We start from the raw sequence: 26,731 nt of genomic DNA, 5'->3' as shown, positions 1-26,731 counted from the left end.
CGCCATGTCACTGCCCTACCCCGCAACGATGTTCACCAGCTTTCCGGGAACGTAAATCACCTTGCGCAGCTGCTGACCGTCGGTAAAGACCCGCACCTTGTCGTCCGCCAGGGCCAGGGATTTCACGGTTTCATCGTCGGTACCGGCGGCCACGGCGATGCGGGAGCGCAGCTTGCCGTTCACCTGCACCACGATCAGGATTTCCTCATCCACCACCGCCCCCGCATCCCAGGAGGGCCAGGCGGTTGACGAAATCGGCACCACGTGGCCGATCCGCTGCCACAGTTCTTCGGTGACGTGGGGGATGAAGGGGGAGAGCATCAGCACCGTCAGCTCCAGAGCTTCCTTCAGCACCGCCGCTGCCTGCGGTGTGGAAAGACGTGCCCCCTGCAACGTGTTCATCAGTTCCATCACCGCCGCGATGGCGGTATTGAAGTGGAAACGGTCGTGAATGTCGTCGGTCACCTTTTTCAGGGTCTTGTGTACGGCACGGCGCAGGGCGCGTTCCTCGTCCGTCAGAGTCGCCGGCTCCACCGGGGATGCCCCCCGGATCACCGCCAGATGCTCATGCACCAGTTTCCAGACCCGGTTGATGAAGCGGTAGCAGCCGTCAACTCCCTGTTCGTTCCAATCCAGGTCCTTTTCCGGCGGCGCGGCAAACAGGGAGAACAGCCGAGCCGTATCGGCGCCGTACTTCTTGATCAGGGCGTCGGGATCAACGACGTTTCCTTTGGACTTGCTCATCTTGGCGCCGTCCTTGATCACCATCCCCTGGGTGAGCAGGTTGGTGAACGGCTCATCCACCGTCACGTAGCCCAGATCGCGCATCACCTTGGTGAAGAACCGGGCGTAGAGCAGGTGCAGCACAGCATGCTCGATGCCGCCGATATACTGGTCCACCGACATCCAGTAGCGGGTCCGTTCCTTGTCCAGCATGCCGCCTTCAAAGTCGGGGCAGCAGTAGCGCAGGAAATACCAGGAGGACTCCACGAACGTGTCCATGGTGTCGGTTTCGCGGCGGGCAGGCCCGCCGCAGGTGGGACAGGTGACCGAGATGAAGCTTTCCAGCTTGGCCAAGGGACTTCCCCCTTCGCCGGTAAAGGCCACATCAAGGGGAAGGGTAACCGGCAGATCCCGGTCCGGCACCGGCACGGCGCCGCACTGGTCGCAGTAGATGATCGGAATGGGAGAACCCCAGTATCGTTGCCGTGATACCCCCCAATCCCTCAGGCGGAAGTTAACGGTCTTCTTCCCCTTCCCTTCCTGCTCCAGCCAGTCGGCAATGGCCTCCTTGGCCGCTTCGCTCCCCATGCCGTCAAAGGGGGCCGAGTTGACCATGGTACCCGGCTCGGTGTAGGCGGCGGTCATGGCGGCCGGATCGAGGGTTTCGCCCTCCGGTTGGATCACCACCACCTTGGGCAGATCGTAGGCCCGGGCAAACTCGAAATCGCGCTGGTCGTGGGTCGGCACCGCCATCACCGCACCGGTGCCGTACTCCACCAGTACGAAATTGGCCAGGTAGATCGGCATGCGGCGGCCGGTGGCCGGGTTGATGCAGTAGCTGCCGGTGAAGACCCCTTCTTTTTCGAAATCATCGGCAGTGCGTCTGATCCGGTCGGTCTTCTTGACCTTGTCGATGAAAGCAGTTACCTCTGCACGCCGTTCCGGCAGCGTCAGTTCCAGGGCCATCGGATGCTCCGGCGCCAATGACATGAAGGTGGCGCCGAACAGGGTGTCCTGACGGGTGGTAAAGACCCGGATCGCCCCGTCCCGGCCTTCAAGCGGAAAATCGATCTCGCAGCCGGTGCTGCGGCCGATCCAGTTGCGCTGCATCACCAGCACCCGCTCCGGCCAGCCGGGCAGTTTCTCGGTGTAATCCAGCAACTCCTGGGCGTAGTCGGTGATGCGGAAGAACCACTGCTCAAGCTCCTTCTGGGTTACCTCGTTGTCGCAGCGCCAGCAGGCGCCGTCCTCCACCTGCTCGTTGGCCAGCACGGTCTCGCAGGAGGGACACCAGTTGACAAAGGAGCGTTTCTTGTAGGCCAGCCCCTTCTTGAACATCTCGATGAACAGCTTCTGTTCCCAGCGGTAGTAGGAAACATCGCAGGTGGCCAGTTCCCGGGTCCAGTCGTAGGAGAGTCCCATCTGCTTCAGCTGATCCCGCATGTAGGCGATGTTCTCATAGGTCCAGGCGGCCGGATGGCTGTTGTTCTTGATAGCGGCGTTTTCCGCCGGCATGCCGAAGGCGTCCCACCCCATGGGATGGAGCACGTTGAAGCCGCGCATCCGCTTGAAACGGGCGATGACGTCGCCGATGGAGTAGTTGCGGACATGGCCCATATGGATCCGGCCAGAGGGATAGGGAAACATCTCCAGCAGATAGTATTTGGGGCGATCGGCAGTTTCGGTCACCGAAAAGGTCTTTTCCCGGTCCCACATTTCCTGCCATTTGTGTTCGATCTCCAGCGGTGTGTATTTCTGCTCTGCTGACATCCGGCTACTCCTCATTCGATAAAATTCGTGGTTTTGAACTCGCTTCAGAATCCACCCAGATCAAGAATTGACTGAGAGATTCCCGGCAGCGGCACGATCCGGTCCACACAACCGGTTGCCGCCGCCTCCCGGGGCATGCCGTAGACCACGGCACTGGCTTCGGATTCGGCCAGTACCAGCCCGCCCTTTTCCTTGACCGCCACAACCCCCTCCTTACCGTCGTTGCCCATGCCGGTCAGCACCACCGCCAGCATTCGCTTGCCGTAGATGTGGGCACAGGAGGCAAACAGCCGGTCAGCCGACGGAAGGTAGCGATCTTCAGGGTCCGGCGGGAGGATGCGTGCCCGTACCTCGATCCCCACACTCTGCAGCACCATGTTTCTGCCGCCGGGTGCCACCAGCGCCAGTCCGGGCTGAACCAGATCACCATCCTCCGCCTCCCGCACCTCGAAGTGGGAAACACGGTTCAGGCGGTCGGCAAAGGCACGGGTGAATCCTGACGGCATGTGCTGGGCCACCACGATGCCGAAGGGGTAGCTCTGGTCGTAGCCGCTGAAAATACTTTGCAGCGCCGGCGGACCACCGGTGGAGGCAGCAATGGCCACCAGCTCCAGAGAGCGACGTCGGGGGCGGAGGATGCGTCCCGGCGGCGGGAGCGGTTCCTCTTCCGGCTCCTGCTCCAGCGTCCGCTTACGGGCGGCAAGGACGTTGCGTACTTTCTGGGCCAGGTCCAGTTCAATGGAGTTCAGTGCCGGGGTATTGCTGCGCTCCGGCTTGGCCACGAAGTCAAGCGCCCCCATTTCCAGGGCTCGGAACACCTTGTCCGCCTCGCTGGAAGCACTGATCACGATTACCGGCAGGTTGAAGCGGGTGGTCAGGATGCGCAGCAGGGTGAAACCGTCCATGCGGGGCATTTCCAGGTCCAGGGTAACCAAGTCCGGCTTAAGTGCGATGACCTGGCGGATTCCCTCTTCGCCGTCACCAGCGTACCCCACCACCTCGATCTGCGGCATATTGTCCAGCATCCGGCTGATGGTGCGGCGACTGTAGGCGGAGTCATCCACGACCAGTACCCGGAACGGTTTCATAGCACCCCTCCGTTGACCGGCTTCTGGTAGACCATGTCGTTTTTGAAATGGCGCAGCATGAATTTGGTCGTCACGTTCATCAGCGATTCCGAGTGTCCCAGCAGCAGGTACCCCCCCTGGTTCAACACCTGGTGGAAGGATTCCACCACCTGTTTTTTGGCAGCCGGGTCGAAGTAAATGATCACGTTCCTGCAGAAGACCACGTCAAAGTTCCCCAGCATGCCGATCCGGTTCTGGTCCAACAGGTTCAGATGGCTGATGGTCACCAGCTCCCGTACCCGGTCGGATATGCGGAAGCCGTCGTCCTGACGGACAAAGTATTGACGGGTGAAGTAATCATCCGTGGTCCTGAAGGATGATTGTCCGTACACACCGCGGCGGGCCTGCTGCAACACCCGCTGGCTGATGTCGGTACCGACGATCTCCACTTTCCAGTCGCGCATGAAGGGGAGTTCCAGCAGCAGCATGGCGATGGTGTAGGGTTCTTCACCGCTGGAACAGCCGGCGCTCCAGATGCGCAGGGTGCGGCTGGTTCCGGCCTTTTCCTTGCTGTTGCGCAGTTCCGGGACGATCTCCTCGCTGAAGGCCTTGAGCTGGAACGCCTCACGAAAGAAATAGGTCTCGTTGGTGGTCAGGATATCCATGATTTCATCCAGCTCCTGGGTCCGCTTGCGACTCAGTTTCAGGAACTGGTAGTACTCAAGGAAGGTGCTGAAGTTGTGCACGACGAGCCGGCGAGTCAGCCGCTTCTCCAGCAGATAGGAGTTGTGGCTGTCGAACCAGAGACCGCAGTGATCATACACCAGATCACGCAACAGGAGGAACTCCTCCTCGGTCATGACAATTGACTGCTCAGGTGCAAGGAGTGCTGTCATAGGCCAGTACCGACTGCAGTTCCCGCTTGACCAGTTCATGCTCCTCGCGCTCCAGAGCAGCCTCCAGTATTGCTGTCCGCTCCGGCTGCGGCAGGTTGCCGGCGGCCCGCACCGCCTCCAGGCGGATGTCCCAACTGCGATGGCTGATGATATGGCTGAACCAGGGTTCAAGCAACGTGAAGTCATGGCGGGCAAGCAACTGAATGCATCCCCGCAGCACTTCTCCGCTGCGCATCCCCAGGTTTTCCGCCACCATCCGCAGTCCTTCCGGCGCCGCAATCCTTCCCAGTACTTCCAGGCAGGCCAGTTGCGCCACCTCATCCCCCCGCTGCCAGAGGTCCTTGACATCCTCCAGGATCTGTTCGCTGGCCAGCCGGGCCAGACTGCGCAGCGCGGATGCCTGCACCCAGGAATCCTGGTCCCTGAGCGCCAACCGCAGGGATCTGATGGAAGCGCAATTACTGACCGTTACCCCAAGCGCCTCGGCGGCGGCGATCCGCACGTCGGGGTCTTCGTCAACCAGCGCCATGGAGAGGTAGGTGCAGGAATCATGCAGCTGGAACGAACCGATCGCCTTCACCGCCGCCTCACGGACCGTGGGATCCTCGTCCTTGAGCAGGACACCGATCCGCTCCTCCGCGGCCAGGGCGGCGAAGAGCGTGGCCGCATCCCGCCGGCGGGCCGGATCGTCCGACCTGCTCAGGCTCTCGGCCAGGGGGGCGATCAACTGCTCGCTGCCGGAAACACACTGTGCCAGGGCATGCAGCGCCGCCTCCCGCACCGAACTATCCCGGTCCTCCAGCAGCTCCGCAATCTCCATGGTCAGGTTTGTACGGTCGCAGATCCGGGCGGCGGCGGCGGCGGCAGCACGGCGCACCAGGGGCGAAGCGTCTTTCATGCCGCTCGTAATGGTGGCAGCGGTCCGCCCGTCCGGCGGCGCGCTGGACACGAACCCGCAGATGGCGGCCCTGGTCCGCTCATCGACATCCGGGAAGACAGCAAGCGCCGTGGTGACGGCAGCGGCCCCGATGGCGCGCAGCGCCTGCTCGGCCTCGGTGGCAAACCGCTCGTCGGCAAGCAGTACGATCAGGGCAGGAGCGGTCCGCGGGTCCGCCAACCGTTCGAACAGCACCAGCAGGGCCTTGTTCAGCTTGTTGTCGTCGCAGCGCACGCCACTGATGCAGGCATCGAACGCGCCGCTGTCCAGAAGCGGCTTCAACCGTTCTATCACCTGCTGCTGCGCCGCCGGCGCCAGGTTGCGCAGAATCCGCTCCAGCGCAATGACGGCGGAGCGGAACACGCTGGGCATGGGGGACGCAAGCGCCTCCAGAACGATCTCCGCGGCGGCCGGATCACCGCCGATCTGACCGAGACAATCCAGCACCGCCCGCCTGAGCATGGCATTGCCGGCAAGCAAGGCAATTACCGGCGGGAGCGGCCCCGGAACACCAATATTCGCCAAGGCGGCAAGAATGTTGAAATTGAGAAAGTCGCCGGCATTCAGTTCAAGGGTCCGCAGCAGTTCCGGTACCACCGCGGCAGTCCCCACCGCCCCCAGCCCCTCGGCGGCAGCAGCAGCCACGTTCATATCCGGATCGTGCAGCGAGGCGGTCAGGCCGGCTATCGCCTCGTCCCCTCCCACCACCCCCAGGGTGTCCACCACCAGCTTGCGCAGGTCGTGGTCCGGATCCTCCCGGTAGGCCAGCAGGTACGGCACCACCTGGCAGCCCAGTCCGGCCAGCACCTCGGCGGTTGAGTTGCGCAGGCCCGCATTGTCCTCGTCGCGAAGCAGCTGAATCAGTTGATTGATCTCGCTCTGGCCGAGACGGGCGGTGAGCAGCACCTCCACCGCCTCTTTGCGGACCCGCCAGCTTTCGTCCCCCAAGGCGACCAGCAGCCGGTCGAAATTGTCCGCGAGCGGCTTTCCCTTGAGGGCGCTGATGGTTTTCCGCCGCGCCTCCTCGATGGTATCTCCCAGCGGCATGGTACCTTCAGACGCTCCCATGATACTCCTTCTCCCCGGCACCGGAGCCGGACCGCCCCGGGTCGGTATACCCGAACAGGGCGTCGATGTTCAGCACCAGGTACAGCTCTCCGTTATGCAGGCAGACTGCTACCAGATACTCATTCCCCACGCCGTCCACCATGTCGGGCGGGGGGGTCAGGTCACGAACCGGCACGGCGATCACATCCTCGACCTCGTCAACAGCCAGCGCCACCTGACGACCGAACAGGGAAACGATCATCAGCTTGCCGCTACCGCCGGGCAGCGGCGGCATGCCGAACCGGGCCCGCAGGTTCAGCACCGGTATCACGGCACCGCGCAGGTTGATCATGCCGTCCAGGGCCGAAACGGCAAGCGGCATGCCGGCAAGCCGTTGGGGCAGCACGATCTCCCTGATCCGCATGATATCAACGGCAAACAGGGTATCTCCCAGGCGGAATCCCGCCAGTTGCAGTTCAGTTGGAGCGGCTGCCATGGTCCTGTACCTCTCCGAAACTGAAGTCGATGATGCTGGCCACATCAAGGATGATGATCATCCGCCCGTCACTTCTGCCGATGCCGGCCACGAACTCCCGGGCCGTTCCCTCCAGCACCCCCGGTGCGGCCTCACGACAACGCTCCGCTATCCGCACCACACCGGTCACCCGGTCCACCCGCAGGCCGGTAAGGCCGTCGCCGTGACGGACGATGACGATACGCTCCTGGCTGCGATCCCTGGCAGGTGTCATCTCAAGACGCCGGCGCATGGCCAGTACCGGCACGATCACTCCCCGCAGGGAGAGCACGCCGTCCACGAAAACGGGCGTACGGGGAACCTCGGTCAGCTCCCGCGGCTTGATGATCTCCTTGATCTCCATGATGTTGACGCCGTACTCCTCGTCGCCGAGGGTAAAGCACAGAAACTCTTCGAAGCGTTCGTCAATCGCCTCCTCCGTCGGGACAACCGGTTCGTCCGCCTGAGTACCGACGGAGAGGGAGCTGGCAGCGACGCGCCCCGCAAGAATCACAGCCAGCGGGTCAAAGCGCCGCTGCGGTGCATTGAAACGAAGGGGCTCCAGCGCCGGTTCCGGGTGCTCTGCCGCTGCAGCCGGCACGGAGGCGTCGGGCACCAGGGATACTCCCGTCGCTGCGGTCTCCGCCGGCAGCTCCGGGAAAAGGGCCTCCGCTGTGATGCTGCGGGACTCCGCCGCTGCCTGTTCCGCCAGCAGGGCCTTGTTCCTGATCTTGGCCAGTTCCATCAGAGTGTCACCTCATCACGGACTTCCTGAATGATCGACGCATCGATGACGGCGGCGTCATTGCCGTAGGCCACCAGCAGGGCGTTGGTGGCAAGGGTATTGATCCGGCGGGGAACGCCGCCGGACAGTTCGAAAATAGCCTGCACCGCGTCCGGGGTGAAGAGTCCCGCCGTACCGCCTGCCGCCGTGACCCTGAAATCCAGGTATTCCATGGTTTCTTCCGGGGTCAGGGGGTTCAGGTGAAAATGCAGCGATATTCGCTGGCGAAGCGGTTCCATCGGCTGATAGCGCAGAATGGTACGCAATTCCGGCTGCCCCATGATCAGCACGCTGAGCAGGTTATGCTCATCCATCTGATAGTTGGTCAACAGCCGGATTTCGTCGAACACGGCCAGCTCACCGATGGTCTGTGCCTCGTCGATCACCAGCACCGGGGAGATCTCCCGTCGGTACAGTTCGTACAGCCTGCCGGTGATCTGACGCAGCAGATCCTCCTTGCTGCGGGCCGGTTCATCCACCTCCAGGCCGTGGGCGACGGCACGCAGGAACTCCAGTGCTCCCATGCGCGGATTGAAGATCATCACGAAGCGGTAGCCGCTGCCGCAGCGATCCATCAGCGCCCGCGACAGGGTGGTCTTGCCGCAGCCCACGTCGCCGGTCAGCAGCGCAATCTCCCGCTCCTCCACCGCGTATTCGAGCCGGGCCAGCGCCTCCTGGTGCCCGGCCGACAGAAACAGGAACCGGGGATCAGGGGTCTTGCCGAACGGTTTTTCCCGCAGCCCGAAATACTGTTTGTACATCGGGTTACCCTCCCTGGCCGCTCCGCATCAGCTCGGCTATGATGCTGCCGCTGTCCAGCACCAGGATGGTGCGCTGGTCCCCCAGGTCGGCGGCGCCGGAAATCCCCTTGAGCGACTTGAAGGCACCGCCCAGGGGCTTGATCACGATATCCTGCTGCCCCAGCAGGTCGTCAACCACCAGCCCCAGCCGCTTTTCGGCAACCCCCACCACCACCACGTACTGGTCGCCGGGGCAGATGCCGGTCCGCTCGATCCGGAAAAAATTTTCCAGACGGATGATCGGCAGGGTCTGCTCCCGCAGGCTGATGACCTCTTTCCCCTCCACCGTCCTGATGTCCGATGGCGAGAGAATCAGCGATTCGATGACCGAGGTGATCGGCACCGCGTAGGTGCGGCCGGCGCAGAACACGATCAGCGCCTTGATGATGGCCAGGGTGATCGGCAGCACGATGGTGAAGCGGGAACCGCGACCCGGCCAGGTTTCCACGTCCACCATGCCGGAAACGGCGGCGATGTTGTTGCGCACCACGTCCATCCCCACCCCCCGGCCGGAGACGTCGGTGACGGCATCGGCAGTGGAAAAGCCGGGGAGAAAGATCAGTTCCAGAGCCTCCCTGTCGGAAAGTCCCGACACATCCTGCACCAGTCCCTTCTGAAGCGCTTTCTTCTTGATCTTGTCGATATTGATGCCGCCACCGTCATCCTCAACCTCGATGACGACATGGTTGCCCTTCTGGTAGGAAGCGAGCCGCACGAGGCCGCGTTCGCTCTTGCCCGCGGCCAGCCGCTTTTCCGGCGATTCGATGCCGTGATCGATGGCATTGCGGATGATATGCATCAGCGGGTCGGCGATATCCTCAACGATCAGCTTGTCCAGCTCCGTCTCGGCGCCGTACAGTTTCAGATCGATTTTTTTCCCCTGTTCGCGGGATATCTTGCGCACGATGCGGGACATCTTCTCGTAGAGCTGCCCCACCGGAATCATCCGGATATCCATGACCCCCTTCTGCAGATCTCCCAGACGGCGCTCCAGCCCTTTGGCCGCCTTGCCCAGGTCAATGGCCATGCGCGAGAACCCTTCGGCCCGCATCCGTCCGGCAATGGACGCGATGGAGGAGTGGGCCAGCACCAGTTCGCCGACAATGTTCATCAACTCATCCAGCTTGCCGATATCCACCCGTACCGTACGGCTCATACTCTTGGCGGAAAACGGTTCTTCGGCTGCCGCCGACGTCGGCGGCTCCTGATCAACGGAGCGAACCTGCTCCGGCGGCAAAGCAGCCGGCACTGCGGCAAGCGGCGCTTCTGCCGCTCCGGCGTCACCGTCCGGCGACAACGTCATCACGGCAGCCGGACCGCCGCCACTGAAGGAGATGAGTGCCGGGGTTCCTTCCAGCACCTCTTCAAGCTGTGCCCGGTCACGCTCAGTGCCCGCCAGCAGGTCGAAGTCGATGTGGGTCTCCATGTTCTCACCCACGCTGGGCAGGGTGCTGATCACCTCGCCGCACCGCTTCAGGCGGCCGGTCAGTTCGTTCAGCCCTTCATCGAAGGTGAGCAGTTCAAAGGAAGCATGGACCACATGGATGAAACGCCCCTTGGCCAGATTCTCCTTCAGGCGGTGCTCTTCGTAGTCGGTCAGGGAGCCGGTCAGGGTGACGGGCAGCCCCAGTTGCTGGAATGGAGAGGCGGCATCCGTATCGCCGACAGGGTTCAGGCAGGCGGTGATGGAACGGGCATGGGCTTCGACGGCGTCACGATGCTGATCCACCGTGCCGTCCAGGGTCGAGCGCAACAGAGTGGTCAACAGTTCGGCTGACGAAAACAGGATCTCCAATACCGGCTTGCTGAGGGAAACCTTGCCCATGCGCAGCCAGTCCAGCAGGTTCTCGGTATGATGGGCCACGTCGGAAACCACGGCAAATCCGAACATGCCGGCCAACCCCTTCAGGGAGTGGGCATCGCGGAAAATAGCATTGAGCAGATCCGGATCCCAGGCCCCCTGCTCGGCCATGTCCGACAGCTCCCCCAAGCGGGTTCCCAACTCCTCGACGACCTCCTCGGCCTCGGCCAGAAAGTCGCGAGCGGCATCCATGGTTGGCGAGGAGGTCGTGTTCATAGGAACCTTCTGACGATCTCCAGCAACTGGTCGGGCTGAAACGGTTTCACCAGGTATTCGCTGGCGCCCAGTGACATGCCTTTTTCTATATCCTTACTGCTCCCCTCGGTGGAGATGATCACCACCGGCAGATCCTTGTAGATCGGGTTGGTGCGGACAAAATTGAGCAGTTCAAGGCCGTTGATATCCGGCATGTTGATGTCGGTCAGCAGCAGATTAATCTCCTGACGGGGGAGAATACGCAGCGCCTCGAAACCGTTGGGGGCTTGCAGGACGGTGACCGCCCCCAGGGACTCCAGGGTGGAGACCAAAAGCGAACGCATGGCGGTTGAATCGTCAACAACGAGAATGGTGAAAGGTTTCACTGCTTCCCTACCTCCGCAGGTGGTTACTCATGAAATCCGGGGATATGCTCCGTCCAGGAATTTCCGCACTTCTTCGGAAAACCTGGTGAACGACTCCCCCTGCACGCTTCCCCGCCGTGGTTTTTCCAGCAGGGGATAGCCGGCGGCCGTCACCTCGGCTGCTGCCTCGGCATGATGAAAATCGGCAACGGCAAGCAGAAGCAGATCCGGAAAACGGCGCCTGACGGACCGGACCAGGTCAAGCCCCGCCAGCATGCCGGAACCGTCCTGTCGGGGCATGATCAGGTCCACCACCAGCGCAGGACGGCTCCCTTCCCGACAAAGACGGTCAATTTCAGCCAGCGCATCCTCGGCAACGGTCAAGGCAGTGACGACAAATGCCTCCTCCAGTCCCTGCTTCAGACAGCGCAGCAAATCCCGGTCATCATCAACCACCACCACCGGGGGAACCGGCAGCGGCGCGACAGGTTGGCCGACGTACTCCGCCAGCACCTGCAGCGGGTCCAGGTAGGCTGCATCCACGGTCTCGATGACAGCCAGGGGAATAAAATCGTACTCGCCACGGCTCCAGGACAAGAGCGGCGTGATGATCTGCGCCAGCTGCTCCCGCACTACCGGCTCAAGCTGCCGCAACTCCACACCGAAACGGCTGCGCAGGATCACGCCGAGCGGAACCCCGACGTCCTCCTGCCGTTGTACCGCCAAGGCGCGATCCACGGTTTCCTGTCCGACGACACCGCAGCGTACCAGCAGTTCACCCAGAAGCGGCCCCGGCTGCGGCGCCTCCGCCCCCACCAGCAGACCGTTCCGGAAACGGAGCACTGCCGTGCGCTCCTGCAGACTGAGTCGTAGAATACCGGTCCGGCGGCTGACGGCAAGAATCCGGATGATGTCGTCCGGCCCCAGATCCTCAAGTTTTCCGCGCAGCGCCTCCTGCATCGGCAGCCCCCGTTTGCCGCTCTCCGGAAAGCGCGGCCATGATAAACCATGCACACTGCCAAGTAAAGGTCTGCTATCGCCCCTGTGGCGGGGATTTTTCGCGGCCCCGGAACAGCATCCTGAAGGGGGTTCCCTTGAAGCCGAAGGCCTCCCGGAAGCGGTTTCCCAGGTAGCGCTCGTAGGGGGTGCCGATCCCCTCCGGCTGGTTGGTAAAAATGGCAAAGGTGGGCGGTTTTACCGCCACCTGGGTGGCGAAGTAGAACTTGACCCGGCGCCCGGCGTGGAGCGGCGCGTGGTGCGCCTCCACCGCATCCTTGAAGACGCGGTTCAACTCTGCCGTGCTAACCCTCCGGGAATACTGCTCCGCAACCTCGGCAACCTCTTCCATGACCCGGTGTATCCGCTGGCCCGATTTGGCGGACACGAACACGATGGGCGCAAAGGCGAGGAACTTGAATTCGTACTGGATCTGCTCCACGAACTTTCCCAGGGTCCGGTTGTCCTTCTCCAGGGTATCCCACTTGTTGACCACGAACACGCAGGAACGGCCCGCCTCGTAGACATAGCCGGCAATATGCTTGTCCTGCTCCGTGATCCCCTGCTCGGCATTCAGTACGATCAGGGCCACATCGGCCCGCTCGATACTCTTCAGGGCATCCACCACGCTGAATTTTTCCAGCTTCTGGCTGGTTTTTCCCTTGCGGCGGATACCGGCGGTGTCGATCAGGCAGTAGCGCTTCTTGTTGCAGGTAAAGAAGGTGTCCACCGAATCCCGGGTCGTGCCGGGCGTGGGGTTGGCCACCACCCGCTCGTACCCCAGCAGCCGGTTCACCAGCGAGGACTTGCCCACGTTGGGCCGCCCCACCACGGCGATACTGGTGACCGCATCCTCCGTTGGCAAGGGAGTGTCCGGCAGCAGCTCCTGGATCTCGTCCAGCAGATCCCGCACCCCGCGGTTATGGGCCGCGGAGATGGTGTGCAGGGTCTCGATCCCCAGGGCGTAGAACTCGGCCGCCTCGTTCTCGATCTTCTCGCCGTCCACCTTGTTGACCACGTAGAAGACCGGCTTGGTCACCCGGCGCAGCATCTCGGCCACCTCGTTGTCGGCCGGCGTCAGGCCCTGCTTGGCGTCCATCAGGAACAGGATGACGTCGGCCTCTTCCATGGCAAGGAGCGACTGCTCCCGCATCTGCTGCAGCATGCGGTCCTCGGTGACCGGCTCGAAGCCGCCGGTATCCACCAGGATGAACGGCTTGTCAAAGCGTTCCACCACCGCGTAGTTACGGTCGCGGGTCACGCCGGGCATATCGTCCACAATGGCCCTGCGCTCTCCCACAATCCGGTTGAACAGGGTTGATTTCCCCACATTGGGACGGCCGACTATGGCAACGATCGATTTCATTCGTACCCCAGCTCCCGCAGCATGGCGGTGCGTTCGGTCCAGCGCTCCTGCACCTGGACGAACAGTTCCAGGTAGACCCTGGTCCCCAGCAGCCGCTCGATGTCCCCCCGGGCCTGCTGGCCGATCTTCTTCAGCATGCTGCCCTGCTTGCCGATGATGATCCCCTTGTGGGTATCCCGCTCCACCATGATGGTGGCGGTGATGGCCACCACGCCGTTCTCCCGCTCCTGGAAGGCATCCACCACCACGGCGGTGCCGTAGGGGATCTCCCGGGTGGTCAGGCGGAATACCTTCTCCCGGATCAGTTCCGCGCAGATGAACTTCTCCGGCAGATCGGTGAGGATATCTTCGGGAAAGAACGGCACCCCCTCCGGCAGGCGTTCACGCAGCAGGTTCACCAACCGCTCCACGTTGCTGCCGCTCTGGGCCGAGATCGGGATGATTTCCGGAAAATCGTGCAGGCGGCTGTATCCCTCGATCACGCTGAACAGCTTCTCCTTGGGCTCCACCTGATCGATCTTGTTCAGCACCAGAAAGACCGGGGCGCCGCTCTTTGCGCAGATATCTCTGATAAACGGCTCTTCAATCCTTTGGGTGGCATCCACCACCAGCAGCATGATGTCGATGCCGGTGACCGCGCTCATGGCCGCATCCACCATGGCCCGGTTGATGCGGGTACGGGCGGTATGGATGCCCGGTGTATCCACAAACACGATCTGACTGGACTCGTCGGACAGGATGCCGCGGATCACGTTGCGGGTGGTCTGGGGCTTGTCCGACACCGCCACGATCTTTTCACCGAGGATGCGGTTTAACAGCGTGGACTTGCCCACGTTGGGACGGCCGATGATGGAGACAAAGCCGGATTTGTACGCGTTTTCAGTCATGTCAGTTCTTTGCTCCCCAGGTATCTTTCAGGGTCACCACCCGGTTGAACACCGGTTTTCCCGGCTGCGAATCCTTTTCGTCGGCGCAGAAGTAGCCCAACCGCTCGAACTGGAAGCTTGTGCCCGGTGCTGCCTGCATCAGGGACGGCTCAACCCGGCAGAGGGGCAGCACGGCAAGGGAATCAGGGTTCAGGAACTGCTTGTAGTCCGCCCCTCCCCGGTCCGGATTGGGATCGTTGAACAGCCGGTCGAACAGCCGGGTCTCCACGGTTCCGGCATGGGGGGCGGAGAGCCAGTGGATCACCCCTTTGATCTTGCGGCCGTCGGAGGTGACCGGACCGTTGGTGGAGCCGGGATCGTACTCGCCGTGCAGTTCGATGATCCGGCCATCCGCATCCTTGACAATGCCGGTACATTTGACCACGTAGGCATACTTGAGCTTCACCTCGCCGCCAACGGTGAGGCGGTGGTACCCCTTGGGCGGGTTTTCCATGAAATCGTCGGCGTCGATCAACACCTCTCGCGAAAACGGCATCTTACGGGTACCAAGTTCAGGCTTTGCCGGATGGTTTGCCACCTCGAACTCCTCCACCTGGCCTTCCGGATAGTTGTCAATGATCAGCTTAACCGGATGCAGCACCGCCATGGCGCGGAGTGCTGTCTCATTCAGGTCGTTCCTGACACATTCTTCAAGTAGTTCAAAGCCGATCCAGGCGTCGCTGCGCCCCACACCGATCCGCTCGCAGAAGGTGCGGATGGCGGCCGGGGTATAGCCCCGCCGCTTCAACCCCATGATAGTGGGCATGCGGGGGTCGTCCCAGCCCTTGACCAGGCCGGTCTGCACCAACTCCTGCAGTTTGCGCTTGCTCATCACGGTGTAGGAGAGGTTCAGGCGGGCAAACTCGTACTGCCGGGGGCGGCAGGGGACCGGCAGGTTGTCCAGGAACCACTCGTAGAGGGGCCGATGGGATTCGAACTCCAGGGTACAGATGGAGTGCGTGATCCCTTCCAGGGCATCGCTCTGGCCATGGGTGAAGTCGTACATCGGGTAGATGCACCAGGCATCCCCCACATGGGGGTGGGTGGCATGCAGAATGCGGTACAGCACCGGATCGCGCAGGTTCATGTTGGGCGAGGCCATGTCGATTCTGGCCCGCAGCACCCGGCTGCCGTCCGGAAACTCACCGGCCCGCATCCGCCGGAACAGATCCAGGTTCTCCGCCACGCTGCGGCCACGGAACGGCGAATCCTTACCCGCTTCCGTCAGGGTGCCCCGGTATTCCTTCATCTGCTCCGGGGTCAGGTCGTCCACATAGGCCTTGCCCTGTTCGATCAGGTATTCGGCCCACTGGTAGAGCTGCTCGAAATACTCCGAGGCGTGGTACAGATGATTTCCCCAGTCGAAACCGAGCCAGCGGACGCTCTCCTTGATGGATTCGATATACTCGGTATCCTCTTTCACCGGATTGGTGTCATCGAACCGCAGGTGGCACTGGCCGTCGAAATCCCGGGCCAGACCGAAGTTGAGACAGATCGACTTGGCATGGCCGATATGGAGATAGCCGTTGGGCTCAGGCGGAAAGCGGGTCACCACGGTCTGGTGTTTGCCGCTGGCAAGATCGTCGGCTACAATGGTGCGCAGGAAGTTGGCGGTGGGGGCTATGGTTGGTTCGGTGGACATTAGTGATATTTCCTCTTGGTTACAATTAAAGTCCTGCGGAGTGACTGACTGTCAATTCAGGGTAAAGATGCCTGCTTGAGTCGTTTCCTGTTCCATGCCGGATTTCGGCGGCAGTCAAGAATCGCATAGACCATAACCGTACCAGCATCCAGACGATAGTAGATCGCAAACGGAAACCTCTTTGCCAGCACCCTGAGATAGCCCCCCTGGACCACCTGATGGATACCGGCAAAGAACATCAGCGAATCAATATCCGCATACAGCGAGTTAAGAAAATAGCTGCCAAGCCCTTTTGCCTGGGCTTCGTAAAAACGATAAGCGCTCGTCAGATCATGCTGGGCGGCATCAAGAATCCGGATTTTCATTTTAAGGCTCTGCGAATGTTTTCCTTCGCAGTTTCCCAGTCGTCAAACCGGGCCGTGCCGTCAGACAGATCAGCCTCACGTACAGCAAGCACCTCAGTGTGCCATTCTGGCATGGCAACATCCTGAACATGGTGCGTGAGATCGTCCCAGAGCATTTCCATGGCTTCAAGCTTCTCAGCAAGGCTCATTTTATCAATCTGTAGTGCCGAACCCATCGTCTCCTCCCTCTATCGGTGCCATAATTGAACTTCACTTATAGCAGTTCCCCCAGCAGCGAGTTGGCGTATCCTTCCACGATCCGCACATTCACCAGACAGCCGATCAGTTCCGGTGAACCTGCAAGGTTGACAATTCTTCCGCTGTCGCAGCGGCCCATCACCTGCCCTTCCCGCTTGGCCGGCCCTTCCACCAGCACCTGCTGAATCGTCCCGGTGTAGGATTCGTTGTGCACACGGGAGTGGATGCTCTGCAGCTTCTGCAACCGGTCCAGCCGTTCCAGCTTGACCTCTTTGCTGAGATCGTCGGCCAGTTCAGCGGCCTTTGTGCCGGGACGCGGCGAATAGACAAAGGAGAAGAGGTCAAAGTAGCGCACCTCCTCCATCAGGGAGAGGGTTTCCTCGAACTCGGCCTCGGTTTCTGCGGGGAACCCGACGATCATGTCGCCGGTGAACTTGATATCCGGCCGTACTGCCCGCAGTGCCCGGACGGTTTCCAGGTAGCGCTCCCGGCTGTAGCCGCGGTTCATGGCGGCCAGGATACGGTTGTTGCCGGACTGAGCCGGCAGGTGCAGGGCGCCGCACAGCTTGGGAATATCGCCGAAACAGGCGATCAGCTCCGGAGACATATCCTTGGGGTGGGAGGTGACAAAACGGATTCTGGCCACCTCCGGCACCCGGGCCACCTCTCGCACCAGCTCGCTAAAGGGTGGCTCGCCCTCCCCTTTCATGCCGTAGGAGTTGACGTTCTGCCCCAGGAGCACCACCTCCCGCACCCCCTGGCTCGCCAGTTCCCGCACTTCCCGGAGGATTTCGTCGAACCGGCGGCTGATTTCCCGGCCCCGCACGTAGGGAACGATGCAGTAGGAGCAGAAGTTGTCGCACCCCTGCATCACCGTGACAAAGGCCGACACCTTGCGGTAGCCGGCAATGGCCGGAAACAGGTCCAGCCGTGTGTCGTTCTCCAGAAAATCGGTTTCGCTGCGCCGCCTGCCCGCCTCCGCCTCCCGTACCATCTCCGGCAGCAGGTGCAGGTTGTGGGTTCCCACCACCAGGTCCAGCCAGGGGTAGTCGGCCAGCAGGCGGTCTCCCTCCTGCTGGGCCACGCAGCCGGCGATGCCGATCAGGGTGCCGGGACGCTTCTTCTTCAGGCTCTTCAGGTTGGCCAGGTGCTGGTGCACCTTGTCCTCGGCCCCGCCCCGCACGGTGCAAGTATTGAAGAGCACCAGGTCCCCCTCCCGCAGGTGCTCCGTGGTCCGGTAGCCCAGCTCCTGCAGCATGGTGACGATCCGTTCGGAATCGTTGACGTTCATCTGGCAGCCAAAGGTGGCTATGTACAGGTTCTTGCTTTGCATAGAATCGTTTTTTATAGTGTATTTACGTGGTTCCGTCAACTGAAAGCTCTGGACACTCGCGGTTTTTCTGGCACTTCCGGCATGTTTCTGCTACAGTGCCGGTTCATTTTTCCCCTGAGGTAGGGTTTCATGAAGATTGCAGAAAAACTGGCAACAGCCGGACCATTCATCTCCGTCGAGTATTTCCCCCCAAAAGAACAGCAGGAATGGCCCGCTTTTTTCCAGGTGGTGGACCGACTGGCCCAGCTGAACCCACTCTTTGCCTCGGTGACCTACGGCGCCGGCGGCAGCACTCAGAGCGATTCCCTGGAGATCGTCACCCGGATGCAACAGGAGCACGGCCTTGAAACCCTGGCCCACCTGACCTGTGTCGGCGCTGAATCGTCCCGCCTGACCGCCTTCCTCGACGCTCTGGCCACGGGCGGTGTTTCCAACGTACTGGCCCTGCGGGGGGATCTGCCCAAGGATGCGCCGCCGGAAGCCCTCACCACCTCCCCTCTGCTCTATGCTTCCGACCTGGTAACCTTCACCCGCAGCATCCATCCGGAAATGGGAATCGGCGTCGCCGGCTACCCGGAAGCCCATCCGGAAGCACTCTCCGCCGAGGCTGACCTGGGCTATCTGAAGCTCAAACTGGACTTGGGAGGAGACTTCGCCATCACCCAGCTCTTTTTCGACAATGCCCTGTACTTCGATTTCGTTGCCAAGGCACGGGAGCGGGGCATCACCAAGCCGATCATCCCCGGTATCCTGCCGGTGGTGAGCCTGAAGGTGATCAAGCGGATCGTGTCGCTCTGCGGCGCCACCATTCCGGCGGATTTCCTGGCACGACTGGAAGAGGCCGACCGTCAGGGGGGAGCTGCAGCGGTGCAGAGCGTGGGGATCGAGCATGCCCGCAACCAGGCGCACGGGCTGCTGGCGGGCGGAGCTCCCGGCGTGCACCTCTACACCCTCAACCGGGCAGAGGCGATCCTGGAAATAACCGACGGCTTGCTGTAGACCCCTTGAAATTTTCCGGACCGATTCCTAGTTTACGATAAACGACATTTTTCCACCGAAGGAGACGCTGTCCCCATGTCCAAGGCCACCAAACAGTTTCAGACCGAAGTCACCCAACTGCTGGATCTCGTCATCCACTCCCTCTACTCCAACCGCGATATTTTCCTGCGGGAACTGATCTCCAACGCCTCCGACGCCATCGACAAGGCCCGTTTCGAGGCCCAGTCCAACGAAACGATCCTGGAGGGAAACAGCGACTGGAAGGTCAAGCTGATCCCGGACAAGACCGCCGGCACCCTCACCATCCGCGACAACGGCATCGGCATGACCATGGCCGAGGTGGAGGAAAACATCGGCACCATCGCCAAGTCCGGCACCAAGAGCTTTGTCCAGGCCATGAAGGCCGCAGCCAGCGCTGACCAGCCGGAGCTGATCGGCCAGTTCGGGGTCGGCTTCTACGCCTCCTTCATGGTGGCCGACAAAGTGACCCTCACCACCCGCCGGGCCGGCGCCCCCGACCACGGAACCCGCTGGGAATCCGCTGGGGATGGCAGCTACACCATTGAGGACTGCACCAAGGAAAGCCGCGGCACCGAGATCGTGCTGCACCTGAAGGAGGAGTTCAAGGAGTACCTGGACGAGTGGAAAATCCGTTCCATTGTCAAAAAATACTCCGACTTCATCCAGTACCCGGTCTGCATGGATATCACCCGCACCGAAACCCCCAAGGGAGTGGATGGCGAGGAGATCGAAGGGGCCGGCACCATCGAGAAGACCGAGGAGCAGACGCTCAACTCCATGAAGGCGATCTGGGCCCGTTCCAAGAGCGAAGTCACTGAAGAGGAATACAAGGAATTCTACAAGCATGTCTCCCACGACTTCGAGGATCCCTTCAAGACCATCCACTTTGCCGCCGAGGGGACCAGCGAGTTCAAGGCCCTGCTCTACCTGCCGGCCAGGAAGCCCTTCGACCTGTTCATGGCCGAGCGCAAGCGCGGCGTGCAACTGTACGTGCGACGGGTTTTCATCACCGAGAAGTGCGAAGCCCTGCTGCCCGACTATCTCCGCTTCGTGCGCGGCGTGGTGGACTCCGCCGATCTGCCCCTGAACGTCTCCCGTGAAATTCTTCAGGAAGATGTCCAGCTCAAGCGGATTCAGAAGAGCCTGGTGGGCAAGGTGCTCTCCACCCTGACCGAGATCAAGGAAAAGGAGTACGACCAGTACCTTACCTTCTGGAAGGAGTTCGGTCCGGTACTGAAGGAGGGGCTGCACTTCGATTACGCCAACAAGGAAAAGCTGCAGGAGCTGTTGCTGTTCCAGAGCACCGCCACCGAAGCCGGCAGCTACGTCTCCCTGAAGGAGTATGTTGAGCGGATGCCGGAAGCCCAGAAGGAGATCTACTACATCACCGGCGAGGACCGTGAGGCGCTGGAGCAGTCACCGCACCTGGAGGCGTTCCGCGCCAAGGGATTTGAAGTGCTCTTCCTCACCGACCCGGTGGACGAGTGGGTGGTGCAGGCGCTGCACGCCTACCAGGAGAAGAGCCTGAAAGCCGTTGACCGGGGGGATGTGGACCTGGACAGCGAGGAGGAGAAGAAAGAGAAGGAGAAGAAGCAGGAAGAGGCGAAAAAAGAGTTCGGCTCGTTGCTGGAGTTCATCAAGAACCGTCTGGAGAGCAAGGTCAAGGAAGTGCGCTTCAGTAATCGTCTCACCGACAGCGCCTGCTGCCTGGTGGCGGACGAGTACGGCATGAATGCCAACATGGAACGGATCATGAAAGCCATGAACCAGGCGGTGCCGGAGTCGAAGCGGGTGCTGGAGCTGAACCCGGACCACCCGATCCTCAAGGTGATGGGCGACATGTACAAGGAAAGCTCCGCCGACGGCCGCCTGCTCGATTACGCCGACTTGCTCTACGACCAGGCACTGCTGACCGAAGGCTCCCCCATCAAGGACCCGCTCAAGTTCACCAAGCTGGTCAGCGAACTGATGGTGAAGGCTGTTGCCAGGTAATCTTCGCCACAGGGGAAATGCTCACGAAACCGGGGAGAGGCTGCACTGCCTCTCCCCGGTTTTTTTACCGGCTGTTTCAACTCGTGCCGGCTGCTGGCCTCAGTACGTCATGCTGGCTGCGTTCAATACGCCGATGGCAAGGGCGAACAGAGCCAGCAGGGTTGCTGCGGCCACCTGATTTTCCTCGATCTGCCGCACCAGGTCTCTGAAGAACAGGCGCACCAGCGAAAAGACCAGGATCTGCACCAGCATGGCGATCAACGCCCAGATCAGCATATCGACAAAATTGACACTGTGGCTGATGGCGCTCTGCAACGGCAGAATAAACCCGATGAACGCGCCGCCGAAGCTGATGGCCGGGGCCAGCTTCCCTTCCCGCACCATCTTCAGTTCATCGTAGGGGGTCACCTTGCAGTAGATGACGCAGAAGACCAGGAGATACACCAGCGCAGCCAGAAAATAGGCGGCAAAGTCAACCAGTCCCTGCACCGAGTCAAGCAGCGTTCCGTTCATGTCGTTTCCTCCGTTCCCATCCGTGAAGGTTCTCGTCAGGTAAAATAGTGCGGCACAAAGCGGCTGGCATTGGTGGTTACGAGGGTGCGATCCTCACGAATACCGATGCCGGCGGCTTCGCCGCCGATCACCCAGGAGCCGATCACCGGGTAGCTGCCGTCAATACAGGGTATCGGCGCCAACTGCTGATAGACGATTCCGCCGGTGCCGTAGCTTCCCTCCACCGCATGCACCTGGCCGTTGCGGTAGATGGTGACGTTCTCCCCTTCGCGGGACAGCAGCGGCTTGGTAACGTAGTTATCCCGGAATGCTCCCTGCTCAAAGGAGGCGGGCAGCAGGTTCTGGTGCCCCTCGAACAACTGCCAGAGTACCGCCAGGAGCCCTTTGTTGGAAAAAAGCATCTTCCAGGCCGGTTCGATCAATCGCATCCGGGCAGTGGCGATCTTTCTGCCGAAATACTCGTTGACCAACCATTCCCAGGGGTAGAGTTTGAATAGGCACTCCATGGGAGTGTCGTCAAGGTCAACGTAGCGCCCCGATATTTCGTCATAACCGATATCGCTGATGGCCAGGTACGAAGTGCTCAGGCCGGCCTGGATGGCGGTATCCCGCAGGTACTCCAGGTTGCCGAAATCCTCCGGCGCATCTGCCACACAGGAAAAGTGCAGGTGTGAACTGATCCCCATATCCCGCCAGCTAGCGATCAGCTTTTCGTGCATGGAGTTGAACTGGTCAGCCTCGGGTTGGCGGTCCTGCAGCCAGTACCACTGGATCACGGAAGCCTCCAGCAGTGCCGTGGGGGTATCGGCGTTGTACTCCAGCAGTTTGGGCGGGGTGCGACCGTCGTAGGCCAGGTCGAAGCGACCGTACAGCGACGGCTCGTCCCGGTCCCAGGAATCGACGATCAGCGGCACCGCATGGGGGGGAATGCCCAGCCTGCCGAACAGATCCTTGTCGATGATATGCTGGGCCGCTTCAATGCAGCGCTGGTGAAGTTCGTTGGTGGCGGTCTCCAGCAGGTCGATCTCTGCATTGTCAAAGCGGTAGCAGACGGTTTCATCCCAGTACGGTTCGCCGTCAATGGTATGGTAGCTCATACCCTGGGATTCAACGATCTGCTGCCATTGCAGGCGCGGCGGGCCGGTGCGGCGTTCCATGGCTCACCCCCCGAATGAGGAATGGAAACTGGAAAGACTGCCGAAACCGCCGCGGGAAACCGAAACGGTACGGATGGCACGGCTGCCTTGACCGGGATAGGTCCTGCCCACCGAAAAACGGGGGCCGTAGACGTAACCGCGACTGTAGTTACGGTCTCCCTCCTTTACCTCTTCGCAGTTTTTCGGATCCCCTCCCCAGTCATCCAGGCAATCCTGCTTGCTCTTGTAGACATGGCGTTCATCCTTGCCGCAGCCGCCGATGGTCAGCATGCCGCCGATCAGGACCAAGGAAATATGAAGGCTGCGTCGTCTAGCCATGGCTCGCTCCGTCGTGTCACTGTTTCATGTATTGCACGCCCTGAAAAACAGGCTATATCTATATTATTCAGGTATCATTCGCAACCATGCAGATGGAGGTTCCCATGAAAAGAGCCACCCTGTTTCAGCCGGCCGCGGGAACCGCTGCGCAGTGTCTCGTCTGTCGCCATCGCTGTACCATTGCCACCGGTAAGCGCGGTCTCTGCCGGGTGCGGGAAAACCGCGACGCTGCGCTCTGGTCGTTGGTGTACGGGCTGCTGGTGGCCCAGGGAAGCGACCCGATGGAAAAAAAACCGCTCTACCATGTGCTGCCCGGTTCGCACACCTGGTCGGTGGCATCGGTGGGTTGCAATTTCCGCTGCCTGCACTGCCAGAATGCCGAGATCGCCGCCTACGACGACACCGGCAGCGGCCGTTTTCCCGGACAACCGGTTCCGCCGGAGGAGACCCTGCGCCAGGCCCTGGCCCACGGCTGTCGCTCCATTTCCTACACCTACACCGAGCCCACGGTCTGGCTGGAGTATGCCCTGGACACCGCCCGCCTGGCCGTGGAGGCCGGACTCTGGAATTTCTTCGTCACCAATGGCTACATCACCTCCCAGGCCCTGGATCTGCTGGCTCCGGTGCTGCACGGCGCCAATATCGACCTGAAGGGGTTCACGGAAGAATTCTACCGCAGGGTCTGCGGTGCGAAACTTTCGGAAACCCTTGACGGCATCCGCGACTACCGCCGCCGGGGGATCTGGCTTGAAATCACCACTCTGGTCATACCGGGTGAAAACGACGATGACGAACAGTTGAACGGCATCGCCCGTTTCATTGCCGAAGAGCTGGGGCCGGACACCCCCTGGCACGTTTCGCGTTTTTTTCCCCGCCATCGCATGCTCAACCATCCGCCCACGCCGGAATCATCCCTGGAGCGGGCGTTGGAAGCCGGCGACCGGGCCGGGCTCCGTTACCTCTACGTGGGGAACGTGAACGGCGGGCGGGAGCATACCCGCTGCCCCTCCTGCGGCGCCACGGTCATCGGTCGCAGCGGCTACCGGATCACCTCCCTCAACCTGCGGGACGGCTCCTGCGGCAGGTGCGGTGCCGCCATTCCCGGTCTCTGGGGATGACCCTTCACATGCGGCAACGACAATGACATGAAAGGAGTGGTCATGTGGCTGTATTTGAGGGCGCTACACACCTGTACGGTACCGCATCTCATTGTGATCGTGCTGTCACTGCTGCTTACGGCTTGCGGAAACGACTCTCTTCCGTCGCCGTCCCAGAGCGACACCACGGTACTGTATCGGCAGGCGGTGCTGGACGCCTACATGGTAACTCCGGCAAAAGTGTATCAGGGGCTGACGCACATAACGCCCGACAATCCAAACCTCATATGGGAACACGGTGTTGTGGGAGGCCGCGTACTGGTAACCACCTGGATGGGGAACGCCGGTGCCTCCTACAAATGTCCCCCAGATGGCTGTCAGACCGGTGACACCTGCAAGGAAGGCCGGGAGTGTCCAACCTACAGATGGGACACCTGGGTCACCGTGGCGCCGGAGCTTAAAAACTTTTTCAAGGGCACCGTGCCGACGCCGCTGAGGGTAGCGCAACTGTTGGGCCTGCCACCTGACTATGCGATGCCCGGCAATCCGAAGGAAGCGCGCTATGTGCTGGAGCTGTGGGTTTCCCCCGCTGATCTGTTCAGGCCCTGTCCCGACCCGGAGATAACGGACCGAGAATGCCAGACCGATTATCCCAACAGCGCCTTCCTCAGCTTCACGGCTACGGAAAAGGTCAAGGCAACAGAGGGCGGCGTTTCTGAATTCAGGGATTACCGGGGATGGTTTGACAACCGCAGCAGCTTTGTTTACTCCTACCCTTATCCCGCAACCAACATATCAGACCCACTTCCCTACCCCTGGACCAGGCTCGGATACACCTACGACTGGGGGGACCCCAGCCATATTGGTCTGAGCGAGTACGTGGTTCATGGCAACCGGATTGACCAGCAGGGCAATCCCAAAACTATTTCAGTGGGAATCAAATCGGTCAAAACGACGACAGAGTATTTTGTGCAGTAAAATTGACAGGTTTCCAAACAGGAGAAGGCGGACCATGACAGACACTGACTATCTGCAGGCAGCATTGGAGGAGGCACGCCAGGGACTGGCCGAAGGTGGCATCCCCATCGGCGCGGTGCTCGTCCACCAGGGAACAATCATCGGCCGCGGCCATAACCGCCGGGTCCAGCAGGGCAGCGCCATCCTGCACGGCGAGATGGATGCGCTGGAAAACGCCGGTCGGCAATCTGCCCGGGTCTACCGGGAGTCGGTCCTCTATACCACCCTGTCCCCCTGCCCCATGTGCAGCGGAGCCATTCTGCTGTACGGCATCCCCCGTGTGGTGATCGGCGAAAACCGCACTTTCATGGGCGACGAGGAACTGCTGCGCTCCCGCGGGGTAGCGGTGACCGTTGAGCAGAACGAGGAGTGCATCCGCCTGATGAGCGATTTTATCGCTACACGGCCGGAACTATGGAATGAAGATATCGGCGTCTGAGCACCACGCATGAAAAAAACCGCCTGTCGTCAGAAGACGACAGGCGGTTTTCGCTCACCAGGTAGAGACACGTTTCAGAGTGTGCGCTTGTCGATCACCCGCTGCGCCTTTCCTTCAAAGCGCTGGATGCTGCCCGGTTCCACCAGCTTGACGCTGACACCGACGCCGATGACCGATTCGATCCGCTTTTCAACCTGCTCCAGAAACGCACGCTGTTTTTTCATTTCATCGAAGAAGATGTTCTCCGTCACCTCGATATCCACCTCCAGCACGTCGGTGGTGCCACGCCGTTCCACCACCAGTTGGTAGTGGGGTTCGCACCCCTCGATGGCGAAGAGCACCTCCTCGATCTGGGAGGGGAAGACGTTGACCCCCTTGATGATCAGCATATCGTCGCTGCGTCCCATGGTCTTCTTCATCCGCACCGTGGTGCGGCCGCAGGCGCAGGGCTCATACACCAGGCTGGTGATGTCGCGGGTACGGTAGCGGATCATCGGAAAGGCTTCCTTGGCAAGGGTGGTCAGCACCAGCTCCCCCACGCTGCCCGGCGGCAGCACTTCACCGGTTTCCGGATCAATGATCTCGGCGATGAAGGCATCTTCGGCGATATGCATGCCGCACTTGAACGGACACTCGCCGGCGACACCGGGGCCGATCACCTCGGAAAGCCCGTAGTTGTCGGTGGCACTGATGCAGAGCCGCTGTTCGATCTCCGTCCGCATCGCCTCGGACCACGGCTCGCCACCGAAGAGTCCCACCTTGAGGGAGAGGCTTTTCGGGTCGATTCCCAGCTTCTCCATCCGTTCCGCCAGGGTCAGGGCGTAGCTGGGGGTCCCCACCAGCACGGTGGACCTGTAGTCCTGCATGATCATCAACTGTTTTTCGGTATTGCCGCCCCCCATGGGGATGACGGCGGCGCCGATGGCCTCGGAGCCGTAGTGCAGCCCGAAGGCGCCGGTGAACATGCCGTAGCCGAAGGTGATCTGGATCACGTCGTCAGGGGTGACCCCGGCGGCGGTCATGAAGCGGGCCACCAGCCCGGCCCAGTATTTCAGGTCGTTTCTGGTGTACCCCACCACCGTCGGCTTGCCGGTGGTGCCGGAGGAGGAATGGATACGTACCACCTCCCGCAGCGGCACGGCGAACATGCCGTAGGGATAGTTGACCCGCAGATCCTCTTTGGTCGTGAAGGGAAGCTTGGCCAGGTCGCCAAGCGACGTGATATCCTCCGGCACGATCCCCAGTGCGTTGAACTTGTTCTGATAGCAGCGGACGTTCTTGTAGGCCCGGTTGAGGGTGGCCTGCAACCGCTCAAGCTGGAGCTGCTCCAGCTCGTCCCGGCTCATGCACTCAT

At 61.3% G+C, this 26,731-nt stretch carries 25 protein-coding genes; 5 read left to right on the top strand and 20 right to left on the bottom strand.

Translation table 11 applies throughout. The features are described from left to right. Positions 1–15: 15 nt before the first annotated feature. From leuS to miaB, 16 genes are all read right to left on the bottom strand, one after another. Complete coding sequence (leuS, locus tag RAK07_RS06485) at positions 16–2,493, bottom strand: leucine--tRNA ligase (protein ID WP_305732019.1); 2,478 nt, start codon at positions 2,491–2,493, stop codon at positions 16–18. A gap of 44 nt (positions 2,494–2,537) precedes the next feature. Beyond that, positions 2,538–3,581 (bottom strand): protein-glutamate methylesterase/protein-glutamine glutaminase, encoded by a 1,044-nt coding sequence (locus tag RAK07_RS06480; RefSeq protein WP_305732018.1) that lies wholly within the window; start codon positions 3,579–3,581, stop codon positions 2,538–2,540. Beyond that, positions 3,578–4,456, bottom strand: coding sequence for a CheR family methyltransferase (locus tag RAK07_RS06475; protein WP_305732017.1), 879 nt, complete (start codon positions 4,454–4,456; stop codon positions 3,578–3,580). The genes RAK07_RS06480 and RAK07_RS06475 overlap by 4 nt, the downstream gene beginning before the upstream one ends. Beyond that, positions 4,434–6,461, bottom strand: coding sequence for a HEAT repeat domain-containing protein (locus tag RAK07_RS06470; RefSeq protein ID WP_305732016.1), 2,028 nt, complete (start codon positions 6,459–6,461; stop codon positions 4,434–4,436). Before RAK07_RS06470 ends, RAK07_RS06475 begins: the two co-directional genes overlap by 23 nt. Beyond that, the gene (locus RAK07_RS06465; RefSeq protein WP_305732015.1) at positions 6,448–6,936 is read right to left on the bottom strand and encodes a chemotaxis protein CheW; all 489 of its coding nucleotides are present in this window, start codon (positions 6,934–6,936) and stop codon (positions 6,448–6,450) included. The genes RAK07_RS06470 and RAK07_RS06465 overlap by 14 nt, the downstream gene beginning before the upstream one ends. Then, on the bottom strand, positions 6,917–7,699 hold the full coding sequence (locus tag RAK07_RS06460) for a chemotaxis protein CheW (protein ID WP_305732014.1): 783 nt from the start codon (positions 7,697–7,699) through the stop codon (positions 6,917–6,919). The genes RAK07_RS06465 and RAK07_RS06460 overlap by 20 nt, the downstream gene beginning before the upstream one ends. After that, positions 7,699–8,499: an ExeA family protein gene (locus RAK07_RS06455; protein ID WP_305732013.1), complete on the bottom strand. Its 801-nt coding sequence runs from the start codon at positions 8,497–8,499 to the stop codon at positions 7,699–7,701. The genes RAK07_RS06460 and RAK07_RS06455 overlap by 1 nt, the downstream gene beginning before the upstream one ends. Before the next feature lie 4 nt (positions 8,500–8,503). Further along, complete coding sequence (locus RAK07_RS06450) at positions 8,504–10,615, bottom strand: chemotaxis protein CheA (protein ID WP_305732012.1); 2,112 nt, start codon at positions 10,613–10,615, stop codon at positions 8,504–8,506. After that, a complete protein-coding gene (locus RAK07_RS06445) occupies positions 10,612–10,980 on the bottom strand; it encodes a response regulator (protein WP_305732011.1) in 369 nt (122 codons plus the stop codon). The genes RAK07_RS06450 and RAK07_RS06445 overlap by 4 nt, the downstream gene beginning before the upstream one ends. 27 nt (positions 10,981–11,007) lie before the next feature. Further along, positions 11,008–11,919, bottom strand: coding sequence for a response regulator (locus tag RAK07_RS06440; RefSeq protein WP_305732010.1), 912 nt, complete (start codon positions 11,917–11,919; stop codon positions 11,008–11,010). Between the two features lie 73 nt (positions 11,920–11,992). Continuing rightward, positions 11,993–13,321: a ribosome biogenesis GTPase Der gene (gene der, locus RAK07_RS06435; protein WP_305732009.1), complete on the bottom strand. Its 1,329-nt coding sequence runs from the start codon at positions 13,319–13,321 to the stop codon at positions 11,993–11,995. Continuing rightward, positions 13,318–14,208: a GTPase Era gene (gene era / locus RAK07_RS06430; protein WP_305732008.1), complete on the bottom strand. Its 891-nt coding sequence runs from the start codon at positions 14,206–14,208 to the stop codon at positions 13,318–13,320. Before era ends, der begins: the two co-directional genes overlap by 4 nt. 1 nt (position 14,209) lies before the next feature. Beyond that, a complete protein-coding gene (locus RAK07_RS06425; protein WP_305732007.1) occupies positions 14,210–15,889 on the bottom strand; it encodes a glutamine--tRNA ligase/YqeY domain fusion protein in 1,680 nt (559 codons plus the stop codon). A gap of 56 nt (positions 15,890–15,945) precedes the next feature. Continuing rightward, positions 15,946–16,254, bottom strand: a complete 309-nt coding sequence (locus RAK07_RS06420) for a type II toxin-antitoxin system RelE/ParE family toxin (protein ID WP_305732006.1) — start codon at positions 16,252–16,254, stop codon at positions 15,946–15,948. After that, on the bottom strand, positions 16,251–16,469 hold the full coding sequence (locus RAK07_RS06415) for an addiction module protein (RefSeq protein ID WP_305732005.1): 219 nt from the start codon (positions 16,467–16,469) through the stop codon (positions 16,251–16,253). The genes RAK07_RS06420 and RAK07_RS06415 overlap by 4 nt, the downstream gene beginning before the upstream one ends. Positions 16,470–16,507: 38 nt before the next feature. Then, positions 16,508–17,824: a tRNA (N6-isopentenyl adenosine(37)-C2)-methylthiotransferase MiaB gene (gene miaB, locus RAK07_RS06410; protein WP_305732004.1), complete on the bottom strand. Its 1,317-nt coding sequence runs from the start codon at positions 17,822–17,824 to the stop codon at positions 16,508–16,510. A 129-nt stretch (positions 17,825–17,953) separates the two neighbouring features. Between miaB and RAK07_RS06405 the strand changes: the two genes are divergently transcribed. After that, on the top strand, positions 17,954–18,823 hold the full coding sequence (locus tag RAK07_RS06405; protein ID WP_305732003.1) for a methylenetetrahydrofolate reductase: 870 nt from the start codon (positions 17,954–17,956) through the stop codon (positions 18,821–18,823). A 75-nt stretch (positions 18,824–18,898) separates the two neighbouring features. Beyond that, entirely contained in the window at positions 18,899–20,836 is a 1,938-nt protein-coding gene (gene htpG, locus RAK07_RS06400; protein ID WP_305732002.1) for a molecular chaperone HtpG, read from the top strand. Positions 20,837–20,935: 99 nt separating this feature from the next. Here the strand turns inward: htpG and RAK07_RS06395 are convergent, their stop codons facing one another. The 3 genes from RAK07_RS06395 to RAK07_RS06385 are packed head-to-tail and all read right to left on the bottom strand — an operon-like array spanning position 20,936 to position 22,824. After that, positions 20,936–21,349, bottom strand: a complete 414-nt coding sequence (locus RAK07_RS06395; RefSeq protein ID WP_305732001.1) for a DUF350 domain-containing protein — start codon at positions 21,347–21,349, stop codon at positions 20,936–20,938. Between the two features lie 35 nt (positions 21,350–21,384). After that, positions 21,385–22,506, bottom strand: a complete 1,122-nt coding sequence (locus RAK07_RS06390; protein ID WP_305732000.1) for a glutathionylspermidine synthase family protein — start codon at positions 22,504–22,506, stop codon at positions 21,385–21,387. Positions 22,507–22,509: 3 nt separating this feature from the next. Then, a complete protein-coding gene (locus RAK07_RS06385; protein WP_305731999.1) occupies positions 22,510–22,824 on the bottom strand; it encodes a hypothetical protein in 315 nt (104 codons plus the stop codon). A 104-nt stretch (positions 22,825–22,928) separates the two neighbouring features. Between RAK07_RS06385 and amrS the strand changes: the two genes are divergently transcribed. Genes amrS through RAK07_RS06370 form a run of 3 tightly spaced genes read left to right on the top strand, consistent with a single transcriptional unit; the run spans position 22,929 to position 25,377 of the window. Next, on the top strand, positions 22,929–23,942 hold the full coding sequence (gene amrS, locus RAK07_RS06380; protein WP_305731998.1) for an AmmeMemoRadiSam system radical SAM enzyme: 1,014 nt from the start codon (positions 22,929–22,931) through the stop codon (positions 23,940–23,942). A gap of 42 nt (positions 23,943–23,984) precedes the next feature. Beyond that, a complete protein-coding gene (locus RAK07_RS06375; RefSeq protein WP_305731997.1) occupies positions 23,985–24,899 on the top strand; it encodes a hypothetical protein in 915 nt (304 codons plus the stop codon). Between the two features lie 34 nt (positions 24,900–24,933). Further along, a complete protein-coding gene (locus RAK07_RS06370; RefSeq protein WP_305731996.1) occupies positions 24,934–25,377 on the top strand; it encodes a nucleoside deaminase in 444 nt (147 codons plus the stop codon). A gap of 74 nt (positions 25,378–25,451) precedes the next feature. Here RAK07_RS06370 and RAK07_RS06365 read toward each other — a convergent pair whose 3' ends face one another. Continuing rightward, positions 25,452–26,723: a phenylacetate--CoA ligase family protein gene (locus RAK07_RS06365; RefSeq protein WP_305733489.1), complete on the bottom strand. Its 1,272-nt coding sequence runs from the start codon at positions 26,721–26,723 to the stop codon at positions 25,452–25,454. Between the last annotated feature and the right edge of the window lie 8 nt (positions 26,724–26,731).

Origin of the sequence: Trichlorobacter ammonificans (genome assembly GCF_933509905.1) — a bacterium.
Lineage (GTDB): Bacteria > Desulfobacterota > Desulfuromonadia > Geobacterales > Pseudopelobacteraceae > Trichlorobacter > Trichlorobacter ammonificans.
The sequence above is the reverse complement of the archived record's forward strand: the minus strand, read 5'-3'. Positions and strand labels throughout refer to the sequence as shown.